Origin of the sequence: Nonomuraea phyllanthi, assembly GCF_006334985.2 — a bacterium.
Taxonomy (GTDB): domain Bacteria; phylum Actinomycetota; class Actinomycetes; order Streptosporangiales; family Streptosporangiaceae; genus Nonomuraea; species Nonomuraea phyllanthi.
The window spans coordinates 21694-39871 of record NZ_VDLX02000035.1; the positions used below are offsets into that span (position 1 = coordinate 21694).

21 protein-coding genes are annotated in these 18178 nt (G+C 71.7%); 16 read left to right on the plus strand and 5 right to left on the minus strand.

Features of this window, described 5'->3' with window-relative positions; all coding sequences use genetic code 11:
* Window positions 1-95 precede the first annotated feature (95 nt).
* The 5 genes from FH608_RS48920 to FH608_RS48940 all read left to right on the plus strand — a co-directional run bounded on the left by FH608_RS48920 (window position 96) and on the right by FH608_RS48940 (window position 4395).
* Entirely contained in the window at window positions 96-374 is a 279-nt protein-coding gene (locus FH608_RS48920; RefSeq protein WP_139638074.1) for a hypothetical protein, read from the plus strand.
* Between the two features lie 3 nt (window positions 375-377).
* Window positions 378-1649 carry a hypothetical protein gene (locus FH608_RS48925; protein ID WP_139638075.1) on the plus strand — a complete coding sequence of 424 codons (1272 nt, stop codon included), beginning with the start codon at window positions 378-380 and terminating at the stop codon, window positions 1647-1649.
* A gap of 3 nt (window positions 1650-1652) precedes the next feature.
* Window positions 1653-2414: a hypothetical protein gene (locus FH608_RS48930; protein ID WP_139638076.1), complete on the plus strand. Its 762-nt coding sequence runs from the start codon at window positions 1653-1655 to the stop codon at window positions 2412-2414.
* A 144-nt stretch (window positions 2415-2558) separates the two neighbouring features.
* Window positions 2559-3110, plus strand: coding sequence for a TetR/AcrR family transcriptional regulator (locus FH608_RS48935; RefSeq protein ID WP_193319065.1), 552 nt, complete (start codon window positions 2559-2561; stop codon window positions 3108-3110).
* Window positions 3103-4395 (plus strand): glycosyltransferase, encoded by a 1293-nt coding sequence (locus FH608_RS48940; protein ID WP_139638078.1) that lies wholly within the window; start codon window positions 3103-3105, stop codon window positions 4393-4395. The genes FH608_RS48935 and FH608_RS48940 overlap by 8 nt, the downstream gene beginning before the upstream one ends.
* 283 nt (window positions 4396-4678) lie before the next feature.
* Here FH608_RS48940 and FH608_RS48950 read toward each other — a convergent pair whose 3' ends face one another.
* Window positions 4679-5560, minus strand: a complete 882-nt coding sequence (locus tag FH608_RS48950; RefSeq protein ID WP_139638079.1) for a LysR family transcriptional regulator — start codon at window positions 5558-5560, stop codon at window positions 4679-4681.
* 93 nt (window positions 5561-5653) lie between these two features.
* Here FH608_RS48950 and FH608_RS48955 point away from each other — a divergent pair, with 93 nt between their 5' ends.
* The 3 genes from FH608_RS48955 to FH608_RS48965 all read left to right on the plus strand — a co-directional run bounded on the left by FH608_RS48955 (window position 5654) and on the right by FH608_RS48965 (window position 8101).
* Window positions 5654-6016, plus strand: a complete 363-nt coding sequence (locus FH608_RS48955) for a YybH family protein (RefSeq protein ID WP_139638080.1) — start codon at window positions 5654-5656, stop codon at window positions 6014-6016.
* Between the two features lie 240 nt (window positions 6017-6256).
* A complete protein-coding gene (locus FH608_RS48960; RefSeq protein ID WP_139638081.1) occupies window positions 6257-6850 on the plus strand; it encodes a TetR/AcrR family transcriptional regulator in 594 nt (197 codons plus the stop codon).
* A gap of 54 nt (window positions 6851-6904) precedes the next feature.
* Entirely contained in the window at window positions 6905-8101 is a 1197-nt protein-coding gene (locus tag FH608_RS48965; RefSeq protein WP_139638082.1) for an MFS transporter, read from the plus strand.
* A 76-nt stretch (window positions 8102-8177) separates the two neighbouring features.
* Here FH608_RS48965 and FH608_RS48970 read toward each other — a convergent pair whose 3' ends face one another.
* Window positions 8178-9713 (minus strand): OmpA family protein, encoded by a 1536-nt coding sequence (locus tag FH608_RS48970; protein WP_139638083.1) that lies wholly within the window; start codon window positions 9711-9713, stop codon window positions 8178-8180.
* 249 nt (window positions 9714-9962) lie between these two features.
* Here FH608_RS48970 and FH608_RS52285 point away from each other — a divergent pair, with 249 nt between their 5' ends.
* Window positions 9963-10103 (plus strand): hypothetical protein, encoded by a 141-nt coding sequence (locus FH608_RS52285; RefSeq protein ID WP_193319066.1) that lies wholly within the window; start codon window positions 9963-9965, stop codon window positions 10101-10103.
* A gap of 110 nt (window positions 10104-10213) precedes the next feature.
* Here the strand turns inward: FH608_RS52285 and fdhA are convergent, their stop codons facing one another.
* On the minus strand, window positions 10214-11437 hold the full coding sequence (gene fdhA / locus FH608_RS48980; protein WP_139638084.1) for a formaldehyde dehydrogenase, glutathione-independent: 1224 nt from the start codon (window positions 11435-11437) through the stop codon (window positions 10214-10216).
* Between the two features lie 153 nt (window positions 11438-11590).
* Between fdhA and FH608_RS48985 the strand changes: the two genes are divergently transcribed.
* The 5 genes from FH608_RS48985 to FH608_RS49005 all read left to right on the plus strand — a co-directional run bounded on the left by FH608_RS48985 (window position 11591) and on the right by FH608_RS49005 (window position 13886).
* Window positions 11591-12229 carry a TetR/AcrR family transcriptional regulator gene (locus FH608_RS48985; protein ID WP_139638085.1) on the plus strand — a complete coding sequence of 213 codons (639 nt, stop codon included), beginning with the start codon at window positions 11591-11593 and terminating at the stop codon, window positions 12227-12229.
* Window position 12230: 1 nt separating this feature from the next.
* On the plus strand, window positions 12231-12521 hold the full coding sequence (locus FH608_RS48990; RefSeq protein WP_226900583.1) for a DUF6204 family protein: 291 nt from the start codon (window positions 12231-12233) through the stop codon (window positions 12519-12521).
* A 27-nt stretch (window positions 12522-12548) separates the two neighbouring features.
* The gene (locus tag FH608_RS48995; protein WP_226900585.1) at window positions 12549-13118 is read left to right on the plus strand and encodes a helix-turn-helix domain-containing protein; all 570 of its coding nucleotides are present in this window, start codon (window positions 12549-12551) and stop codon (window positions 13116-13118) included.
* Window positions 13115-13645, plus strand: a complete 531-nt coding sequence (locus tag FH608_RS49000; protein WP_139638087.1) for a GNAT family N-acetyltransferase — start codon at window positions 13115-13117, stop codon at window positions 13643-13645. Before FH608_RS48995 ends, FH608_RS49000 begins: the two co-directional genes overlap by 4 nt.
* Window positions 13646-13733: 88 nt before the next feature.
* The gene (locus FH608_RS49005) at window positions 13734-13886 is read left to right on the plus strand and encodes a hypothetical protein (RefSeq protein ID WP_193319067.1); all 153 of its coding nucleotides are present in this window, start codon (window positions 13734-13736) and stop codon (window positions 13884-13886) included.
* A 270-nt stretch (window positions 13887-14156) separates the two neighbouring features.
* Here the strand turns inward: FH608_RS49005 and FH608_RS49010 are convergent, their stop codons facing one another.
* A complete protein-coding gene (locus FH608_RS49010; RefSeq protein WP_193319068.1) occupies window positions 14157-14933 on the minus strand; it encodes a neutral zinc metallopeptidase in 777 nt (258 codons plus the stop codon).
* Window positions 14934-15413: 480 nt separating this feature from the next.
* On the minus strand, window positions 15414-16343 hold the full coding sequence (locus FH608_RS49015) for a MurR/RpiR family transcriptional regulator (RefSeq protein WP_139638089.1): 930 nt from the start codon (window positions 16341-16343) through the stop codon (window positions 15414-15416).
* A 64-nt stretch (window positions 16344-16407) separates the two neighbouring features.
* On the opposite strand from FH608_RS49015, the gene thrC reads away from it, so the two are divergent.
* Window positions 16408-17472: a threonine synthase gene (thrC, locus tag FH608_RS49020; RefSeq protein WP_139638090.1), complete on the plus strand. Its 1065-nt coding sequence runs from the start codon at window positions 16408-16410 to the stop codon at window positions 17470-17472.
* Between the two features lie 95 nt (window positions 17473-17567).
* On the plus strand, window positions 17568-18176 hold the full coding sequence (locus FH608_RS49025) for a biotin transporter BioY (protein ID WP_226900586.1): 609 nt from the start codon (window positions 17568-17570) through the stop codon (window positions 18174-18176).
* The last annotated feature ends 2 nt before the right edge of the window (window positions 18177-18178 follow it).

Here is an 18178-nt window from a genome sequence, read left to right on the forward strand (position 1 = left end):
CGCAGCATAGCGACCGGCTTTCTCAGAATTTGTCATGATCATTCGGCTATCATGACGCTTCAGAGTGAAAATGATCATTCGAAAGGCTGCTGCGCATGGGCTTTCTGGGCGGGGTGCCGGCCAACATGGACGCGGGCGCCGACGGGATGGCGAGCGTTCACTCGGACCTGACCGCGTTGATCCCGGAGGTGACGAGCGCGCTGCGGGGAGTCGCCTCGGCCGCCGCCACCGAAGGGTTCGTCATCTTGATGGCGAACCAGGCCGTCACCGGATTCCAGCGCACGGCCGGGCACCTCACGGCCGACGTCGACTACCTCGGCCGGGCATTGAAGGCCATGTCGGCGAACGTGCGCAAGACGATGGGGGGTGAATGACCGGTGACCGCCCCCTTCGAGGTCCCCAAGGGCGACCCCGACGCGATCCGCCGCGAGGCCGGTCGCATCGGCCGGGCGGGCGCGGACATGGCGCGAGCGTCCAAGCAGGTCGAGACGCACGCGGTCACCGCGCTGAAGGGCTGGAACGGCATCCACGCCGCGATGTTCGCCGTCACCGCCGGTGGCACGTTCACGGCATTGGGCGTTCAGGGAGACGCGCTCAAGGCGGTCAGCCAGGGCCTCAAGAAATACGCGGGCGCCCTGGAGAAGGCCCAGCACGACGTCCGCTTCTGGATACGGGAATATGACAAGGACGAGAGGGAACTCGCCCAACCGGGCCTGTCCGCGGAGAAGAAACACAATCTCGAATACAACCTCCGCGACAGATACCCGTATTTCGCCAGGCGGGCCAAGGAAGAGCTCGGTGACAACAAGCAGGCCAGCGCTCCCTTGGCCTTGTTAGGCCAGCTCAAACTGGAGAAAAAGGCCGACCCCGACCCGAAGGGCCTGTGGGAACGCTTCCTGCACTCCTCCCCCTACCACGTGTACACGGACATCAAGAACGCCACCGACCCCGTGCTCGCCGTCTATTCCCTCATGGAGGCGGGCACCAAGGCCGGCACCGTCTACCAGTTCATGAAGCAGGGCGTGCTCGGCAAGATGGCCCAGCGCAAGATGTCCAGGGCCGAGCTGGAGCGGGCGTTGCTCAGCAGGCTCTGGAGAGAGGGCGGCCGTGGCCTGTCACACGACGCGCTGAAGGCGCAGGCCCGCCAGCTCGCCGACCAGATCGCCTCGGCGAACCGGCGGGTGGAGACCGCCGAGCGCATCATGCGGGAGGCGCAGCCCAAGCTCGCCGCCGACCTGGGCGAGGGCCTGGCCGCCGGCAGGTACGCCAGGGTCGCCAAGGGGCTCGCCAAGGGCTCCGCGATCCTGGGCATCGTCGCCGGGGTCGACGGCCTCCTCAACAACCAGGACACCGGCTGGGTCAGGACGGGGAACTACATCGCCGACGGCTCGGGGGTCGCGGGCGGCCTGCTCGTCCTGTTCGCCGGGGTCATCGGCTCGTTCACCGGAGCGACGGAGACGGTCGTCATCGTCGGCCTCGCCCTCGGGACCATCTCGGCCGGCTGGACCTTCGGCAAGTTCGCCGTCCAGCAGGGCAAGAAGAACGAGCACGCCAGGGGAGTCGGCAGCTGGCTGAAGAAGCACACCACCGACAAGGCCGTCGACGCCTGGCGCAAGTTCACCTGGTCCATGACACACCCCGCGGGATAGCCCATGGAAGTTCTGCTCGAGCGCGCGCGTACCGCGTACGTGCCCGTCATCGCCCTGACCGACGAAGAGCTCACCGTGCTCGACGGCCCGGAAGCCGACCAGATCGTGCCACGCCCCTGGTACGACTCCCAGGACCGCGCCGCCCAGGACACCGCCTGCGCGGTGGCCCTGCGCAGCCTCGTCGCGCGCGGCATCGCCCGGCCGGAGCAGGTGGGCGATGACGACGACGACGTCGTGCTGCTGCTCTCTGACGACCTGCGGGACCTGCTCGCCGCCCGCCGCACGCCCCGGCACATCGTGATGGCCGAGCGGATCCTGGCCGACAGCCGCCAGACCCGCGTCTTCTACGTCGGTCCCGCGCCCGTGGCGGTGGAGGAGAGCGTCGACGACAGCGGGCTGCACGGCCTGGCCGTCGGCCCGATCGAGCAGCTGGCAGAGCGGTTCGCGCAGTTCTGCGACCCGCACGACGGCGCCGGGCAGCGGCAGGCGAGCGGCCCGCGGCGGGTTCCCCTCACCGACATCGCCCGCGGCGTGGGCCAGGAGATCTTCGCCGAGGCCCTGGCCATCACCCAGATCAGCCACCACCGTCTCAGCGCGTCGGACGAGGTCGAGGAGACCCGGCAGACGATCTACGCGCCACGGGGGCGGGTGGTGCTGGCCGTGCCCGAGTCCGACGGCGAGGACGGTGTGCTGGCGCTGGCCGACCTAAGGCCGGGCGAGCTGCGCGAGCACCTTCTCGACCTGCTCCGCCCGCCGGCGGGCTGACCGCCGCTCCTCCTTCACGGGCACGCGCCCGTCAATCACCCTCTCGCGGCTTTTCATTTGACTCATGACTCTGATGAATATAACTATGAGTCCATGGAAAGTGGGAGCAGGCGTCCGTACCGCATGGGTGCCCGCAGCGCGGCCATGGAGCTCACACGCACGCGCGTGCTGGAGGCGGCGGCCGCGCTGTGGATGCGGCGGTGGTACGACGACGTCACGCTGCAGGACATCGCCGCCGAGGCGGACGTGTCGGTGCAGACGATCGTCAACCGCTTCGGCGGCAAGGACGGGCTCGCCGACGCCGTCGCCGACCTGATCGCGTCTCAGGCGGCGCAGACCCGTCAGGCGCCGATCGGTGATGTGACGGCGATCGCGGCCGCGCTGTTCGACGACTACGAGCGCAACGGCGACGCCAACGTGCTCTGGATCGCGCAGGTCGACCGCGTCCCGGCGATCGGCCGGGCGGCCGCTCATGCGCGCAACCAGCACCGGGCGTGGCTGGAGCAGGTCTTCGCCGACCGCCTCCCGGCCGCGGGCCCCGCCCGGGAGCACGCGCTGAACCTGCACTACGCCGCCACCGACGTCTACCTCTGGAAACTGTGGCGGCGCGACCTCGGCCTGCCGCGCGAGGACTCCGAACGCGCCATGCGTGACCTGTTGACCTCGATCGACCCGCGTAGGGGGAGTCATGACTAGCGAGTTCCTGTTCGCCACCTGGTCCGGCGGGGGAGCCGTGCCACCCACCCTCTCGGTCGCCCGCGCGCTGCGCGAACGCGGCCACGGCGTCCGGGTCCTGGCCGACAGGTCGCTGCACGACGAGGTCGCCGCCAGCGGCGCGGAGCCGATCGCCTGGACGACAGCGCCCCAGGGCGACACCACCGATCCGGCCGGCGACCTCATCAAGGACTTCGAGGCCCGCACGCCCATGGGCGCGTTCGCACGGCTGCGGGACCGCCTCGTCTGCGGCCCCGCGGCCGACTTCGCCCGCGACACCCTGGCCGAGATGCGCGCCCGCCCGGCCGGGGTGCTGGTCGCCGACTTCTCGCTGCTCGGCGTGCTCACCGCGGGCGAAGCCGCCGGGATTCCGGTGGCTGCTCTGGGGACGACCCTCTACCCGTTCCCCACCGCGGGAGCGCCGCCGTTCGGTCCGGGGCTCAGGCCCGCCACCGGCGTGCTCGGACGCCTGCGCGATCGGATCCTGACCGAGCTCACCATCAGGCCGTGGGCCAGGGGACTGCCGGCGCTCAACGCCGCCCGTCTCGCCAACGGCCTGGCGCCGGTGGATTCGGTCATCGACGCGTTCGGCCGCGCCGACCGGTTCCTGGTGCTGTCCCCGCGCGCGCTCGACTACCCCGGCCGGCGCTTCCCGGCCCACGTCCGGCACGTCGGGCCACGGCTCGACGACCCCACCTGGGCCGGGGACCTGAAGCTGCCGCCAGGGGAGGCGCCGCTGGTGCTGGTCAGCCTGAGCTCGACGTTCATGAACCAGCGCGCCTTGCTGCAGCGCATCGCCGAGACCCTCGGCACGCTGCCGGTGCGCGGGCTGCTGACCACCGGCCCCGCCGTGGACCCGGCGGCCGTCCGCGCGCCCGGCAACGTGCTGGTCACCGCGGCCGCCCCGCACAGCACGGCGCTGCGCCACGCCGCGGTGACGATCACGCACGCCGGCCACGGGACGGTCGTCAAGTCCCTGGCCGCGGGCGTCCCGCTGGTCTGCGTGCCGTCCGGACGAGACCAGCGCGAGGTGGCACGGCGCGTCGACCTCGCCGGGGCCGGGATCGTCGTCGGCAAGAGCGCCTCACCCCGCTCGATCGCCCGCGCGATCGAGCGGGTTCTGCACGACCCGTCCTACCGTCGCGAGGCGCGGCGGCTGGCGACCGAGATCGCCGCCGAGACGGCCACCGACCGGGCGGTCGCCGAACTCGAGGCCCTCGCCGGCGAAGGTGCCCCGTCGGGGCCGTCCCGGTCGATGTCGAGCTGACCTTTCGTCCGGACCAGCGCGGCAGGCCGGCCTGGACGAACTCCACCAGCCCCTGCCGGTGGGCGTCGAGCCCGGCCGGCCAGGTGTCCACCGTCGCGCCGGGGCCGTGGGCGGGGCCGCCGATGCCGAGCCGGAAGCCGAGGAAGTCGACGTAGAACTCCTTGCCCTCCTCCTCGGAGAAGATCCGCAGGACCGGAGTGGCGGTGGCGTCGGCGAACGGGAAGCGCCACGCCGGCCGGCCGCATCAGGCGGGCCCGGGCGTACGAAGGCGGCGCCGGACCTGTCAACGGCCGGTGAAGGCGCGGCGGGCGTGCGCGAGCAGCGCGCGTGCGGCGGGGCCGTGCCCGGCCCGCCACACCAGCGCGAGCAGGGCGGGGATGTCGACGTCGGCGAGGGGCCGGACGGCGAGGCGGTCGCGGTGATGGGCGGCCATCGAGTCGCTGAGGACGCCGACGGCGACGCCGCGGGCGGCGAGGTCGGCGATGGTGTCGGCGGCGCTGGCCTGCAGGGCGATCACCGGCTGCCGGCCCTGCGCGGCGCAGGCCTGATCGAGGACGGCGCGCAGCCCGGTGCCGGGCGGCATGCACACGATCGGGTACGGGTCCAGGTCGCGCAGCGTGACCTGGGGGAGCGCGGCCAGGGGATGGCCGGGCGGGACGGTCACGACGAGCCCCTCGTTGATGATCGTCAGCGATTCCAGCCCCTCGGGAGCGGAACCGGCGGCGCCGATCAGCGCCAGGTCGAGGCCGCCCGTACGGACCCCTTCGGCCAGGCGGTCGGAAGTGTCCTCCAACAGTGTGATCTCCACGCCGGGATGGGCGCCGTGGAAGGCGGCGAGCGCGTCGAACAGCGGCGTGATCGTGCACCCGATCACCATCCCGATCGTGACCCGGCCCCGGATGAGGCCGGTCACCTCGCCCACCGCCTCGCCGACCGCCCCGGCCGCCGCGAGGGCGGCACGGGCGTGCTCCAGCGCCGCCTTGCCCGCGACGGTCAGGGTGGCCGTGCGCCCCGACCGGTCGAACAGCTCGGCGCCCAGTTCGCGCTCCAGCTGCCGGATCTGGGCGCTGACGCCGGACTGGCTGATGTGCACCCGCTCGGCGGCCCGCGTGAAGTTCCGCTCTTCCGCGACCGCGACGAAGTACTCCAGCTGCCTCAGATCCATGACTGTGGATTCTAGTTCCTATGAGAACCATCTGTTGGACTTCTGACATCGGTCGCGGGCAGGCTGGACGCCAAGGAGAACGAGGAGGATTTCATGACCGAATACGCCAAGGCCATGCGGCCCGAGGACATCACCCGCCTGTTCGTCGAGCGGTCCAACGCCGGGGACGCGGCGGGGGTGGCGGCGCTGTACGAGGAGGACGCCGTGCTGGCCTACCCGCCGGGCAGCCGGACGGTGGGCCGGGAGGCGATCCGCGAGCTGTGGGAGAAGGTGCTGGCCGGGCGCCCGCACTTCGAGCCGGAGGAGCCGCTGCCGACGCTGGTGGTCGGGGACCTCGCGCTCACCTCGACGCCGCCCAAGGACGGGGCCGGGGCCCGGGCGCAGGTCGTACGGCGCCAGCCGGACGGGAGCTGGCTGCGCGTCATCGACCAGCCCGAGTTCGTCACGCCCGCCTGACCCTCCGGGATCGGGGTCGCCGGCGGGTGGCCACGCCTCGATCGCCCTCGGCAGTGAGGGGCGACCTCCTTCACGGTCGTGGACGCGGAGGCGTGGCCATCGGGGCAAGTAGCGCTTGATGTCGCCCGGCATCCATGCGGGCGAGGGTGACCAGGCCGGACATGACACCGAGGCCGAGCCTCCCCGCCGCTGGACGATCTCGTATTGCACCAACTGATGCAAAACGGGTAGCGTGCTCGTATGGCGAGGCCGAGATCATTCGACGAGGAACAGGTCCTGGACACCGCGATGCGCACGTTCTGGGCGAACGGCTATGAGTCGACCTCGACCAGGGACCTGTGCGAGGCGCTCGGCCTGGACCGCAGCAGCGTGTACAACGCCTTCACCAACAAGCGCGAGCTGTTCAAACGCGCGTTGACCCGCTACATGGACGCCACCACTGCCGACCAGCTGCAGATTCTCGACGATCACGAGCTGCCGGCGATCGAGCGGATCCGCGCCCTGTTCGCCAAGATCCTCCGGACGGAAGCGGCGAACAGGCGCGACGGCCACGGCCTCGGCTGCCTGACCGTCAACACCACGATGGAGCTCGCCGGCCGCGACCCGGAGATCTCCCTGATGCTCGCCCGCGACGCCGAGCGCCGAGTTGCCGGCCTGAGTGCGGCCATCAGGGGCGGGCAGCGCGATGGGGACATCGGCTCCACCCGCGATCCCGTCGAACTCGCCAGGTTCGTCAACGCCGTGATCGCCGGGATACGGGTGGCCGCGCAGGGCGGCGCCGACGACGCCACCATCGCTGCCATCGCCGCCACGGCCCTGGACGCCCTGGCCTGACCTCTGCTTTTTCGTGCCCGAATTCTACACCGATTGATGCAAAAAGGAGTCCCTTTGCCCAGAGCCGTCTACATCTTGGCCATAGGCATCTTCGCCATGGTGACCAGCGAGTTCGCCGTCGGAGGCCTGATGCCCCAGATGGCAGGCGGTCTCGGCGTGACCATCTCCCAGATCGGCTATCTGATCACCGCCTTCGCCGTGGCCATGTCGGCGGGTGGGCCGCTGATGACCGTCGCGCTGGTACGGATACGCCCGAGATCCGCACTCATGCTGCTGTTCGCGATCTTCCTGGTGGGCAACGTGCTCGCGGCGGTCGCGCCCACCTACCTGATCATGATGCTCGCACGCGTCATCACCGGCGTCGCCTCCCAGGCGTTCTTCGGAGTCGCCATCTCGGTGGCGGTCCAGCTGAGCCGCCCAGAGGTACGCGGGCGCGCCCTCGCCATCGTCCTGAACGGATTGATGCTCGGCACCCTGCTCGGGCTGCCACTGTCCACACTGATCGGCGGGCAGTTCGGCTGGCGCGCCGCCTTCTGGGCAGTCGGCGCCCTGACCGTCGTCGCCGCGCTCGCCACGATGACGGGCGTTCCCGGGCTCGGGCGTGGTGACGGCGCCAACGGCGACTTCCGGCAGGAGATCGCGGTCTTCAGGAACGGCAGGCTGTGGCTGGCGCTGTCGACCAGCACCTTCATCATCGGCGCGACCTTTGCCGCCTTCAGCTACCTCAGCCCGATCCTCACCCAGGTCACCGGGTTCACCTCAGAGTCCATTCCTCTCCTGCTCGTCGCGTACGGCGCAGCCACCGTGATCGGGAACTACGTCGTCGGACGCCTGGCCGACGAACACACCATCCGCGTCCTGCTGTCCGGGCTGGTCCTCAACGCGATCTTCCTGGCCGGGTTCGCGATATTCGCCCACCTCAGCGTTCCCGCGGTGACCGCCATGCTGGGCGTCGGCCTGGTCGGAGTGACCATGAACCCGGCGATGGCCGTACGCGTCCAGCGCGTCGGCAACCCGGGGCCGCTGGTCAACACCGTCCACGCCTCCTTCATCACCCTCGGGGTGATCATCGGTTCCTCGGTCGGCGGGCTGGTCATCGACGGCTTCGGGCTGCGAGCTCCCCTCTGGCTGGGCGTCGGGCTCGCCGTACTCGGGATGGTGTCCCTCCTGCCCGAGCTCGGCCGTACCAGGGCGCAGTCATCGACGCGGAGCCTCGCTCAGGAACGCGTCGAAGCCGCCACCACCCGCTGACGCGCCGTACGGCCACCCCCGCACCCGCGCCGGCCTGGTCGAAGCCGCGGCCGCGCGTCGCGGGGCAGCGCGCGCCTCAGCGGACGGGCACCTCGAGCTCGGGGAAGGCGGCGATGCGGGCCCGCAGGCTCGTGGCGTCGTCCGGGAGGGCGAACAGGCTCCAGAAGGTGCGGCTCTGGCCTGGGGCGAACTGCTCGGTGGCGATGCGGACGCCGGAGACGTCGGTGCAGGCGCAGTAGGCGTCCACGCCCCTGTCGGTGGGCACCTGCAGGCGGCCGGGCAGGTACCGGCGGCGGTTGGCGCCGTCGGTCAGCCGGATGTCGCTGGCGGCCTGGTACTTGTAGCTCTCCCAGTCCTGGGCGTGGTGGAGGTCGTTGAACCAGATCTTGTCCGGCCCCTCGTTGGTGATCGTGTACGTCAGGAGGCCGAGGCCGCCCGGCAGCCGGCGCAGCCCGGTGACCTCCATCCCGATCGGCTGACCCTTGGCGGTCGCCCTGGGCCCGCCGGTCTTCGGTGACTGCGTCTGCACGGGATCGCCGGTGGGCCGGGGCGCGGGCTCGGCGGGCTTGGCGAAGGTGACGGTCACCCGGCGGTTGCGGCGCCTGCCCTCCTCGGTGCCGTTGTCGTAGAGGGGACGGCGCGAGCCGTACCCGCGGGACTCGAAGCGCACGCCGTCGCGGGACAGCAACCCCGCCAGCGCGCGCTGTACCGCGAGGGCGCGGCGGCGCGAGAGCGGGTCGTTGATGGCGTCGTCGCCCGAGGAGTCGGCGTGCCCCTCGACCTTCACCACGGTGGCCGGCGAGGCGTCGACGAGCTTGGCCGTACGGGCCAGCACTGCCCTGGCCCGGCCGGTGAGGGTGGCCTTGTCGACGGCGAACAGCACGTCCGAGGAGAGGTTGACCCGCAGGTCGGTGCCGTCGTCCGCGGTCTCCTCCGACTTGTCCAGGGATTCGGAGGGCAGCAGGATCCGCCGGGTGACGGCGGTGACGGGCTGGGCGTCGGGGTCGGGGAAGTCGCCGGCCGGCGGTTCGTCGCTGACGGGCACGTTCAGGAGGGGCGGCGCCAGGGGGGTGACGATCGTGACGGTGGCGGGGTTGCCCGAGGGGGCGGGCAGGACGCCGTACACGGTGATGGACCGGCCGGGGTCGATGAAGTAGCCAAGCCCGTCGCGCTCCTGGTCGCTGCACAGGCACGGAGAGCCCTCCGGCTGGTACGGCAGCAACCACCTGTGGGCCGCCGCGTCGAGAACACCGATGCCGGAGGCCCACCTGATCTCGCCGAGCGGGCGGGTGTGGTCGCCCAGCTCGCCGGTCCACGGCAGGTCCTCCGTGCCGGTGTTGGACAGGCGGAGCTGCACGACCAGGTGCTTGCCCTTGATCCGATTGAGCCCGACGACCTCCACCTTGAGATCCTCGGTCAGGGTACTGCGGGTCTCGGCGAGGGCCTTTCGGGTGTCCTGGACCGGCGCCTCACTCGCCGGCGCGCTCGTCGCCCCGCCTGACGCCGCCGGGGTGGAGGGGGGCGGCGGGGTGCCCGCAGTGCCAGGCAGCATGCCGCATCCCGTCACGGCCAGAATGAGGGCGGCGGCCAGCGCCTGGTTCCGGTTGGGCATGCCGCCGATTGTGCCATGTCCGAAAAATCGCCACAGGAAGGCATGGAAGCCGATCACCTGTGATGTACGGGGATATGTCCCCAGCGCGTTCCCCGTCGTACCCCTCGTCGCGGAGGGCGAGCCCTGGCCCCGTCACCTGATCGGCCGGCCTGCGTCCTTCCTCTCGCCGCCGAGCCGGGCGGCCAGGAACCGGCCGGCTCGCTCCAGCGCCGCCGCCGCCTCGGCCGATCCGTCGTCGAGCTGGAACACATGCGGTTGACGCGGAACCACCTCCAACGTCACCTCGACCTCGTCGGCCCCGGCACGTCCGGTCAGCCGTACGGCGTCATCCAGCAGGAGCTCGCTCGCTGGATCAGCAGGGGCGGCAGCCCCGCATGCTCGCGCCGCTGAGGGTCAGGTCGACCGCCGGCGGTAGGGGTGCGACCGCAGCCACCTTCGAAGGAGCACGCGTCACCGACCCCGGGCAAGCCCGCTCCTGGGCCGGCGTACGGCTTCTCTCGTCAGGCCGCGGACGCCAGCATGCCGTGCGGATCCAGCACGTACTTGCGCGCGGCCCCCTCGTCGAACTCGTGGTAGCCGCGTGGCGCCTGGTCGAGCGGGATCGGCGTGGCGTTGACCGCCTTGGCGATCTGCACCCGGTCGTGCAGGATCGCCTGCATGAGCTGCCGGTTGTAGCGCATCACGGGGCACTGGCCGGTGACGAGGCTGTGCGACTTGGCCCAGCCGAGGCCGATGCGGATGGAGAGCGAGCCGTGCCTGGCGGCCTCGTCGGACGCGCCCGGGTCGCCCGTCACGTACAGGCCGGGGATGCCGAGCGCGCCGCCCGCCCTGGTGACGTCCATGAGCGTGTTGAGCACGGTGGCCGGGTGCTCCGTCTCCGACTCGCGGCCGTGGCCGCGGGCCTCGAAGCCGACCGCGTCGACGCCGCAGTCGACCTCCGGCTCGCCGAGGATGTGCTCGATCTGGTCCTTCGGGTCGCCCAGGGCGACGTTGACGGTCTCGCAGCCGAAGCTGTGCGCCTGGTCGAGCCGCTCCTTGTTCAGGTCGGCGACGATCACCACCGCGGCGCCGAGCAGCAGCGCCGAGGCGGCCGCGGCCAGCCCGACAGGCCCGGCCCCGGCGATGTACACGCTGGAACCCGGTCCCACGCCCGCGCTGACGCAGCCGTGGAAACCCGTCGGGAAGATGTCGGCGAGCATGGCCAGGTCGAGGATCTTCTCCATCGCCCGGTCCTTGTCGGGGAACTTCAGCAGGTTCCAGTCGGCGTACGGCACGAGCACGTACTGGGCCTGCCCGCCGATCCAGCCGCCCATGTCGACGTAGCCGTAGGCCGAGCCGGGACGGTCCGGGTTGACGTTCTCGCAGATGCCGGTCTTGCCTTCCTTGCAGTTGCGGCAGCGCCCGCAGGCGATGTTGAACGGGACGGACACCAGGTCGCCGGTCTTGATGTACTCCACGTCGGGGCCGGTCTCGACGACCTCGCCGGTGATCTCGTGGCCGAGGACGAGGCCCTGCGGGGCCGTGGTACGGCCGCGCACCATGTGCTGGTCGCTGCCGCAGATGTTCGTGGCGACGGTCTTGAGTATCGCGGCGTGCGGCAGCTTGCGGCCGACGTTGGCCGGGTTCACCCCGGGGCCGTCCTTGAGCTCGAAGCCGGGGTATTCGGTCTCGTGCACCTCGACCTTGCCGGGACCTTCGTACACGACCCCCATGTTGCCGGGCATTGATCCTCCCCTGCGGGGCGCCGACGGCCGGGGCGACGACCATCACGCCCCCCGAGCGACGATGGTTTCTCCCTGTTTTCGAGCATATACCCGGCATCCTGCGCCGCCTCTCTAAAGCTGCAATCCACTTGAAATTTGCAGTAGACTCCAAATATGAGTGAAGGGCTGCGGGAGCGGAAGAAGCGCCAGACCAGGCAGCGCATCTCGGAGGTGGCCGTTGGGCTGTTCGTGGCGCGCGGCTTCGACCACGTCACGATCGCGGAGGTCGCCGAGGCGGCCGAGGTGTCGGTGAACACGGTCTACAACTACTTCCCCGCCAAGGAGGACCTCGTCCTGCCGCCCGAGGAAGCCTCGCCCGACCGGCTGGCCGGCATCGTGCGGGGCCGGGCTCCGGGCCAGTCGGCGGCCGGCGCGGTGCTGGCGCGCCTGCGCGAGGAGGTGCGCGGGCGCGAGCGGACGGTCGGGCTGACGCCGGGGTTCGGGCCGGTGCTGGAGATGATGCGGGCCGCCCCCACGCTGGCCGCGCGGCTGGAGGATCTGGGCCGCCAGATGACCGAGGCGCTGGCCGGTGAGCTGGCCGCGGAGAGCGGCGCGGCCCCGGACGACCCGCTGGTACGCGTGATGGCCTGGCACATCGGCTGCCTGCACGCCCTTATCTACGCGGAGATCGGCCGCAGGACCACGGCCGGGGAGCGGCCCGAGGCGATCGCGGGCGCGGTGCTGGAGTTGCTGGACGTCGTGGAGGGCGTGCTGGGCGAGCGGGTGCTGGCCTATGCCGTGCGGGAGGGGTGACGTGGTGTTCAGGGTGACGATCAGGGGCCGGTTCAAGGGGCTCGACGCGGACGGGCGGGCCGCCGTGCTGGCCGCGGGCGGTGCCGCCTACACCGAGGCGGGCACGTTCACGCACGATGAGGGCGTCACGGTGTTCACGTTCCGCTGCCAGGTGCCCGCCGGCCCTGACGACGGCGAGGACGAGGCGGCGCTGGGGGCGATGGCCGCGCTGGAGGCGTACGGGCAGCCGTACGACGTGCTGCGGCTCGCGGTGACGGACATGCGCGACATCAAGGTACGCCGTCGCCGCTAGTCCCATATGTGGGATATATTCCCTGATATGGGAAAGGCTGCGGAGGAGGTCGAGGTCCGGCTCGCCGGGCGGCTCGCGGAGCTGCGCATCGAGCGGGGCTGGTCGCTGGAGGAGCTGGCGGGCCGGTCCGGCATCAGCCGCTCGACGCTGTCGCGGCTGGAGCGGGGCGAGATCAGCCCGACCGCCGCCCTGCTCGGCCGGCTGTGCGCCGTCTACGAGCGGACGATGTCGCGGCTGCTGGCCGAAGTGGAGTCGGAGCCTCCCCAGGTCGTACGCGCCGGGGCGCAGCAGATCTTCCGCGACGAGGAGACGGGGTTCGTACGGCGCTCGGTGTCGCCGCCGCACCCCGGGCTGCGCGGCGAGGTGGTGGAGGGCACGCTGCGGCCCGGGGCGGACATCGCGTACGGCACGCCTCCGGTGCCGGGGCTGGAGCAGCACATCTGGGTGCTGGAGGGCGCGGTCGAGATCACCGCGAACGGCCACACGCACACCGTAGGGGCGGGCGACTGCCTGCGCTTCCGCCTGTGGGGCGCCTCCCGCTTCCGCTGCCCCGGCCCTGACCCTGTCCGCTACGCCGTGCTGGCGGTCATGCCGTGACCGCGCCCGCCATCGAGCGCCTGCCGGCCGGAAAGTTCGACGCCGCGGTGGACGGACTGGCCGCCCTCCTGGTCGACGCCGTGGACAGCGGAGCCTCCGTCGGGTTCCTGGCACCGTTCGACCACCGGCAGGCCGCGGCGTGGTGGCGCGCGCAGGCGCCGGCCGTGGCCGAGGGCCGCCTGCTCGTGTGGACGTGCCGCCACGACGGCGCCGTGGCGGGCACGGTCAGCCTCGCCCTGGCGGGCAAGCCGAACGCCCGGCACCGCGCGGAGATCGTCAAGCTCATGGTGCACCGCGACGCGCGAGGCCGCGGCCTGGCGCGCGCCCTGCTGGCCACCGCCGAACGCGCCGCCCTGGACGCGGGCGCCGAGCTGCTGCTGCTCGACACCGAGACGGGCAGCACCGCCGAGCACGTCTACCTCACGGGCGGCTGGACCCGCTACGGCATCGTGCCCGACTACGCCGGATCCCCCGACGGCACGCTGCGGGACTGCAGCTTCTTCTTCAAGCGACTTGATCCGGAGTGACGGGCCGGGCGTAAGCGACTGTGCGCCAGCGATGGCCCATGAGGCGAGCCGCGCGGCGCCTCCGAGGGAGCAGGCGTTTCCGCACGCTTTGAAGGAGGACCCGGAGGCCCTCGGCCCCCGGCGCGGGGGTTACGGCAACCTGCCGTGGATCGCCAACCCGATCGCGTGGGCAGCCGGCTGGTCCACGATGGGCTCTCCGCCGACGATCGCGCGGCTGGTCATGGTGACCGGGCTGTCCTGACAGGCGACCTAAGCGGTGGATGCGGTGATGCTGCGGCTGACGCGCGGCGGCGCACCGAGCAGAAGGGCGCGACGGAGCGGGAGTGGGAGGCGATGGCGGCGGCTGGCTACGTACCCGAACCCCGCCCGGCCACCGGCGATGCCGGCGAGAACGAAAGCGAATTAGATGCGGCGGCGGTGCCCATCGGTCCCGTCGTCGGGCCGAATGAGGCGTTCCGGGGCGGCGGAGCGTAGCCGGGCTGGATGGCCGCGACGCGTCGCGGAGGACCCTTCAGGACACCTTGGCGGAGGGTGCGGTCCAGGTGTTGCAGGCCGCCGGTGAGGAGGCGCGGAAGCCCTTGTCGAGCCAGGCGGCGATATTGCGGCCCTTGCCGTGGGATCGGACCTTGTAACCCTCGTCTCCGCTGTTTCGTGCGACCTTCAGCAGAGCTTTCCAGTCTTCTTCGCCTCGTTCGTCCAGGGAAGCCCATACGCTGCCGACGAACAGCCCGCTCAGGCACTCGGCTTGCAACTCCTTGCGGCGGCTCTGCTCTTGAAGTTCGCTCTTGTTCCGGTACGGGTGGTGATCGTAGGCGTCTCGGATGCCAGTGATTTTCTGTACGTGGTGGCCATACTCGTGCGCGGTCAACTGGAACAGGAACAGGTCAGAGGGATCACCAAGGAGGGAATCCTTCAGCAGCACGAGCACGCGTCCCTCGGCAGCGCAGTACCTGGCCACAATTTGACCCCAAGGAAGTCCGCAGTACTTGTGCGGCTTGGTGATGAATCCGATCTTCGCCGGGGTGAACGGCAGGCCGGCACGCTTGATGTGGGCGCCCCAGGACGCGTTCAGGCAGCCGAGCACAGAGGTCATATAGCGCTTGGCCAGGGTGATGTTGTTCGGCGGGATCTTACGCTCGGGACATCGGCTGGTGTGGAATATGCCGCTGCTGTAGAGCTCGTTCGCGGTCAAGACGTGGTCGCGGATGGGGTACGTGGCGGCGTGGGCGCTGGTGCTCGCTGAGAGCAGACCGACGGTGACCGTGGCGCATAAGGCGAAGAGACGCATGATCGGCATCCTAGAGTTGGGCGCGTCAACGGGGACACCGGTGGGCAGGCGCGAGCGCGAGCACTCGTCAAAAGCTGTGGATCTTTGGCGGATCAGACTGCTCGTCGCCAGTGATCGAGGGCTATGAAGTCACCGTCGGTGAAGCCCCGGGGCGACGGGACGTGATGGAGGAGGGCTCGGCCGGGATGGTGGGCGGACGCGCAGCCCCGATCGGCATCGGTGACCAGTTCGCGCTCTGACCTGGCGCCGGATGGCGGAGGTGCGTAGACAGCGCGCCAGCGGCTCTGGCGGACTCGATGAGCTTGAAGTCCATGGCCAGACCGGCGGCCCGCGAGCCGGGCCCTTGGTGACCTTGGTGCGGAGCCGGACGGAGACCTCGGCACTGGCCGGTCCGTGAAGCGTCAACCACCGCGTGCCGCTTGACCGCGACGCGACAGGAGAACCTCCGGCCCTCAGGCCGGAGAGGAGTTCACAAGCGGCTCACAGCGACTGGGTGAGCGCCTCCAGGTCGGCCAGGCGGGCGGCGGGCGCCAGGCGGGCGGCGGTGGCGACGAGCAGTAGCTCGGTGACGGCGATCTCGTGGGCGAGCGGCGCGATGGGGCCGGCGGCCTCGCGCGGCAGCCTGATCAGCACCTGGGCGGCGGCCGACAACGGCGACTCCCACGCGTCGGTGACGAGCAGCAGGCGTGCGCCGCGGGCGCGCGCGGCCTCCACGAAGCGGGCGGTGTCGGGGGAGTAGCGGCGGAAGTCGTAGGCCACCACCACGTCGCCGCCGCCCAGGTCGAGCAGGGTACGGGCGCGCGCCTGGGCCGAGCCGGGCACCCGGTGCGCGCCGGGGCGCAGGCTGGCGAGCTGGCGGATCAGGTATTCGGCGGCCAGCTCGCTGAGCGGCCCGCCGAGCGCCCACACGGTGTCCGCCCCGGCGAGCAGGGCGGCCGAGGCTTCGAGCAGCGGGTCGGTGACGGAGGCGAGCGTGCCGTCCAGGCCGGCGCGCAGGTCCTCGGCGGCCCGCCGCAACCCGGACGGCTCCGGGGCGCCCGCGCCATCCCCGCCCGGGGAACTCGCGGCCGGGGAACTCGCGCCCGGGGAACTCGCGCCCGGCGGGCCCGGGGAACTCGCATCCGGGGCGCCCCTGCCGGGCGCCCCGGTGACGAACTCCAGCAGCCGCGACCGGTCCCGGGCCCCGTCGCGCACGGCGGCCTGGAAGTCGGCGAACCCGGCGTACCCGAGCCGGTCGAACAGCCGCGAGGCCGTGGGCGGGCTGACCCCGGCCCGCTCGGCCAGCGCGCGCAGCGAGCCGAGCGCCGCGAATGGATAGTCGTCGAGCAGCACCCGCACGATCGCCCGCTCGCCGGGCGGCAGCTCGGGATAGACGGCGCTGAGACGGTCGGCCACCGGGTCGTTCTCCATGATGACGAATGTTACATCAAGCCTGGCTTGACCGCTTGGGAGAAACAGATGTTACGGTCTGGGCATGAGAACCTGGCATGGCCTGATCGACAGCGGCTACCGGCGCTGGCTGCCGGTCACCGACGCCACCCCGTCCGTCTCGCTCAACGAGGGCAACACGCCGCTGCTGCGCTCGGCGCACCTGTCGGAGCTGACCGGCTGCGAGGTCTGGCTGAAGGTGGAGGGCGCCAACCCGACGGGCTCGTTCAAGGACCGCGGCATGACGGTGGCGCTCAGCCGCGCCGCCGAGGCCGGCGCGCGGGCCGTCATCTGCGCGTCCACCGGCAACACCAGCGCCTCGGCCGCCGCCTACGCCGCCCGCGCCGGCCTGACCGCCGCCGTGCTGGTGCCCAAGGGGCGGATCGCGCTCGGCAAGCTGGCCCAGGCCGTACGGTACGGCGCCGAGATCGTCGAGGTCGGCGGCACCTTCGACGACTGCCTGCGCGTGGCCCGCGAGCTGGCCGCGCACCACCCGATCGCGCTGGTCAACTCGGTCGGCAACGAGCTGCGCCTGGCCGGGCAGCGCACGGTCGCCTACGAGATCGTGGACGCCCTCGGCGAGGCGCCCGACGTGCACTGCCTGCCGGTGGGCAACGGCGGCAACATCACCGCCACCTGGGGCGGCTACCGCACCTACCACGGCGCCGGCCTGGCCGGGCGGCTGCCGCGCATGTGGGGCTTCCAGGCGGCCGGGTCGGCCCCGCTGGTCCACGGCGCGCCCGTCGCCGAGCCCCGTACGGCGGCCACCGCGATCAGCGTCGGCAACCCGGCCACCTGGGACGGCGCCGTCGCCGCCCGCGACGAGTCCGGCGGGCTGATCGAGGCGGTGAGCGACGAGCAGATCTTCGCCGCGTACCGGATGCTGGCCCGCCGCGACGGCGTCTTCGCCGAGCCCGCCTCGGCGGCCGGGGTCGCGGGCCTGCTCGACCGGCACGCGCGGGGCGCTCTGGAGCCGGACCTGCGGATCATCATCACGCTGAGCGGCAACGGGCTGAAGGACCTGGACGCCTCCCTGCGCGACGGCTACACCTCCACCGAGACGTCGTCGGCCACCGCCGACGTGGCGCGCGCCCTGCGCCTGGCCGCCTGAGCGGGCGGTGTATCGGACGCTGGCAGACCATCGACCGGAAAGTTGTGGGATACCTCCATGACCGAACCATGGCGTTCTGGTGTGGGATCGAGTCCATGAAGTTCGTAGGGAAGCAGGGGCGGTTCCCCATGGGCGACGTGGCGCGGGTGGCCGTGTTCGCGGCGCTCATCGCGGTGCTCGGCGCGCCCGGCTCGCTGAACGTCTTCGGCAACGCGGTCCCCATCACGTTCCAGACGCTCGGGGTGATGCTGGCGGGAGCGCTCCTCGGCACGTGGCGGGCCGCGCTGGCCGTCGCGGTGGTGCTCGTCCTGGTCGCCGCGGGGTTGCCGCTGCTGGCGGGCGGGCGTGGCGGGATGGCCGTGTTCGCCCAGCAGTCGGCGGGGTTCCTGATCGGGTGGCTGCCCGGGGCGGCGGTGACGGGCTGGCTGGTGGAGCGGGCGGGCCGAGATCCGAGTCTCGTACGCCTGATCGTGGCGTGCTCGGTGGGCGGCATCGGCGTGGTCTACCTGGTCGGCATGCCCGTCCAGGCGGCCATCACGGGCGTGGGCCTGGGCCCGGTGGCGCTGCTGACCGCCACGTTCCTGCCCGGTGACGTGATCAAGGCGGTGCTGGCGTCCGTCGTGGCCCGGGGCACGCAGCGGGCCTACCCGGACGCGGTCCCGGCCGTGCACCGGGAACGGCTGCGCGCGGGTTGGGGGCGTTGACC

Bases quoted from the DNA above. Each gene is read 5' to 3' on its own strand.
- FH608_RS48950 (WP_139638079.1), bottom strand. From the start codon at position 5,560: ATGGATCTGAGGCAGCTGGAGTACTTCGTCGCGGTCGCGGAAGAGCGG.
- FH608_RS48960 (WP_139638081.1), top strand. From the start codon at position 6,257: ATGGCGAGGCCGAGATCATTCGACGAGGAACAGGTCCTGGACACCGCG.
- FH608_RS48930 (WP_139638076.1), top strand. From the start codon at position 1,653: ATGGAAGTTCTGCTCGAGCGCGCGCGTACCGCGTACGTGCCCGTCATC.
- FH608_RS49010 (WP_193319068.1), bottom strand. From the start codon at position 14,933: ATGCGTCTCTTCGCCTTATGCGCCACGGTCACCGTCGGTCTGCTCTCA.
- fdhA (WP_139638084.1), bottom strand. From the start codon at position 11,437: ATGCCCGGCAACATGGGGGTCGTGTACGAAGGTCCCGGCAAGGTCGAG.
- FH608_RS49015 (WP_139638089.1), bottom strand. From the start codon at position 16,343: ATGGAGAACGACCCGGTGGCCGACCGTCTCAGCGCCGTCTATCCCGAG.
- FH608_RS48995 (WP_226900585.1), top strand. From the start codon at position 12,549: ATGGGAAAGGCTGCGGAGGAGGTCGAGGTCCGGCTCGCCGGGCGGCTC.
- FH608_RS48985 (WP_139638085.1), top strand. From the start codon at position 11,591: ATGAGTGAAGGGCTGCGGGAGCGGAAGAAGCGCCAGACCAGGCAGCGC.
- FH608_RS48940 (WP_139638078.1), top strand. From the start codon at position 3,103: ATGACTAGCGAGTTCCTGTTCGCCACCTGGTCCGGCGGGGGAGCCGTG.
- FH608_RS48935 (WP_193319065.1), top strand. From the start codon at position 2,559: ATGGAGCTCACACGCACGCGCGTGCTGGAGGCGGCGGCCGCGCTGTGG.
- FH608_RS48955 (WP_139638080.1), top strand. From the start codon at position 5,654: ATGACCGAATACGCCAAGGCCATGCGGCCCGAGGACATCACCCGCCTG.
- FH608_RS48970 (WP_139638083.1), bottom strand. From the start codon at position 9,713: ATGCCCAACCGGAACCAGGCGCTGGCCGCCGCCCTCATTCTGGCCGTG.
- thrC (WP_139638090.1), top strand. From the start codon at position 16,408: ATGAGAACCTGGCATGGCCTGATCGACAGCGGCTACCGGCGCTGGCTG.
- FH608_RS48920 (WP_139638074.1), top strand. From the start codon at position 96: ATGGGCTTTCTGGGCGGGGTGCCGGCCAACATGGACGCGGGCGCCGAC.
- FH608_RS49025 (WP_226900586.1), top strand. From the start codon at position 17,568: ATGAAGTTCGTAGGGAAGCAGGGGCGGTTCCCCATGGGCGACGTGGCG.
- FH608_RS52285 (WP_193319066.1), top strand. From the start codon at position 9,963: ATGCGGTTGACGCGGAACCACCTCCAACGTCACCTCGACCTCGTCGGC.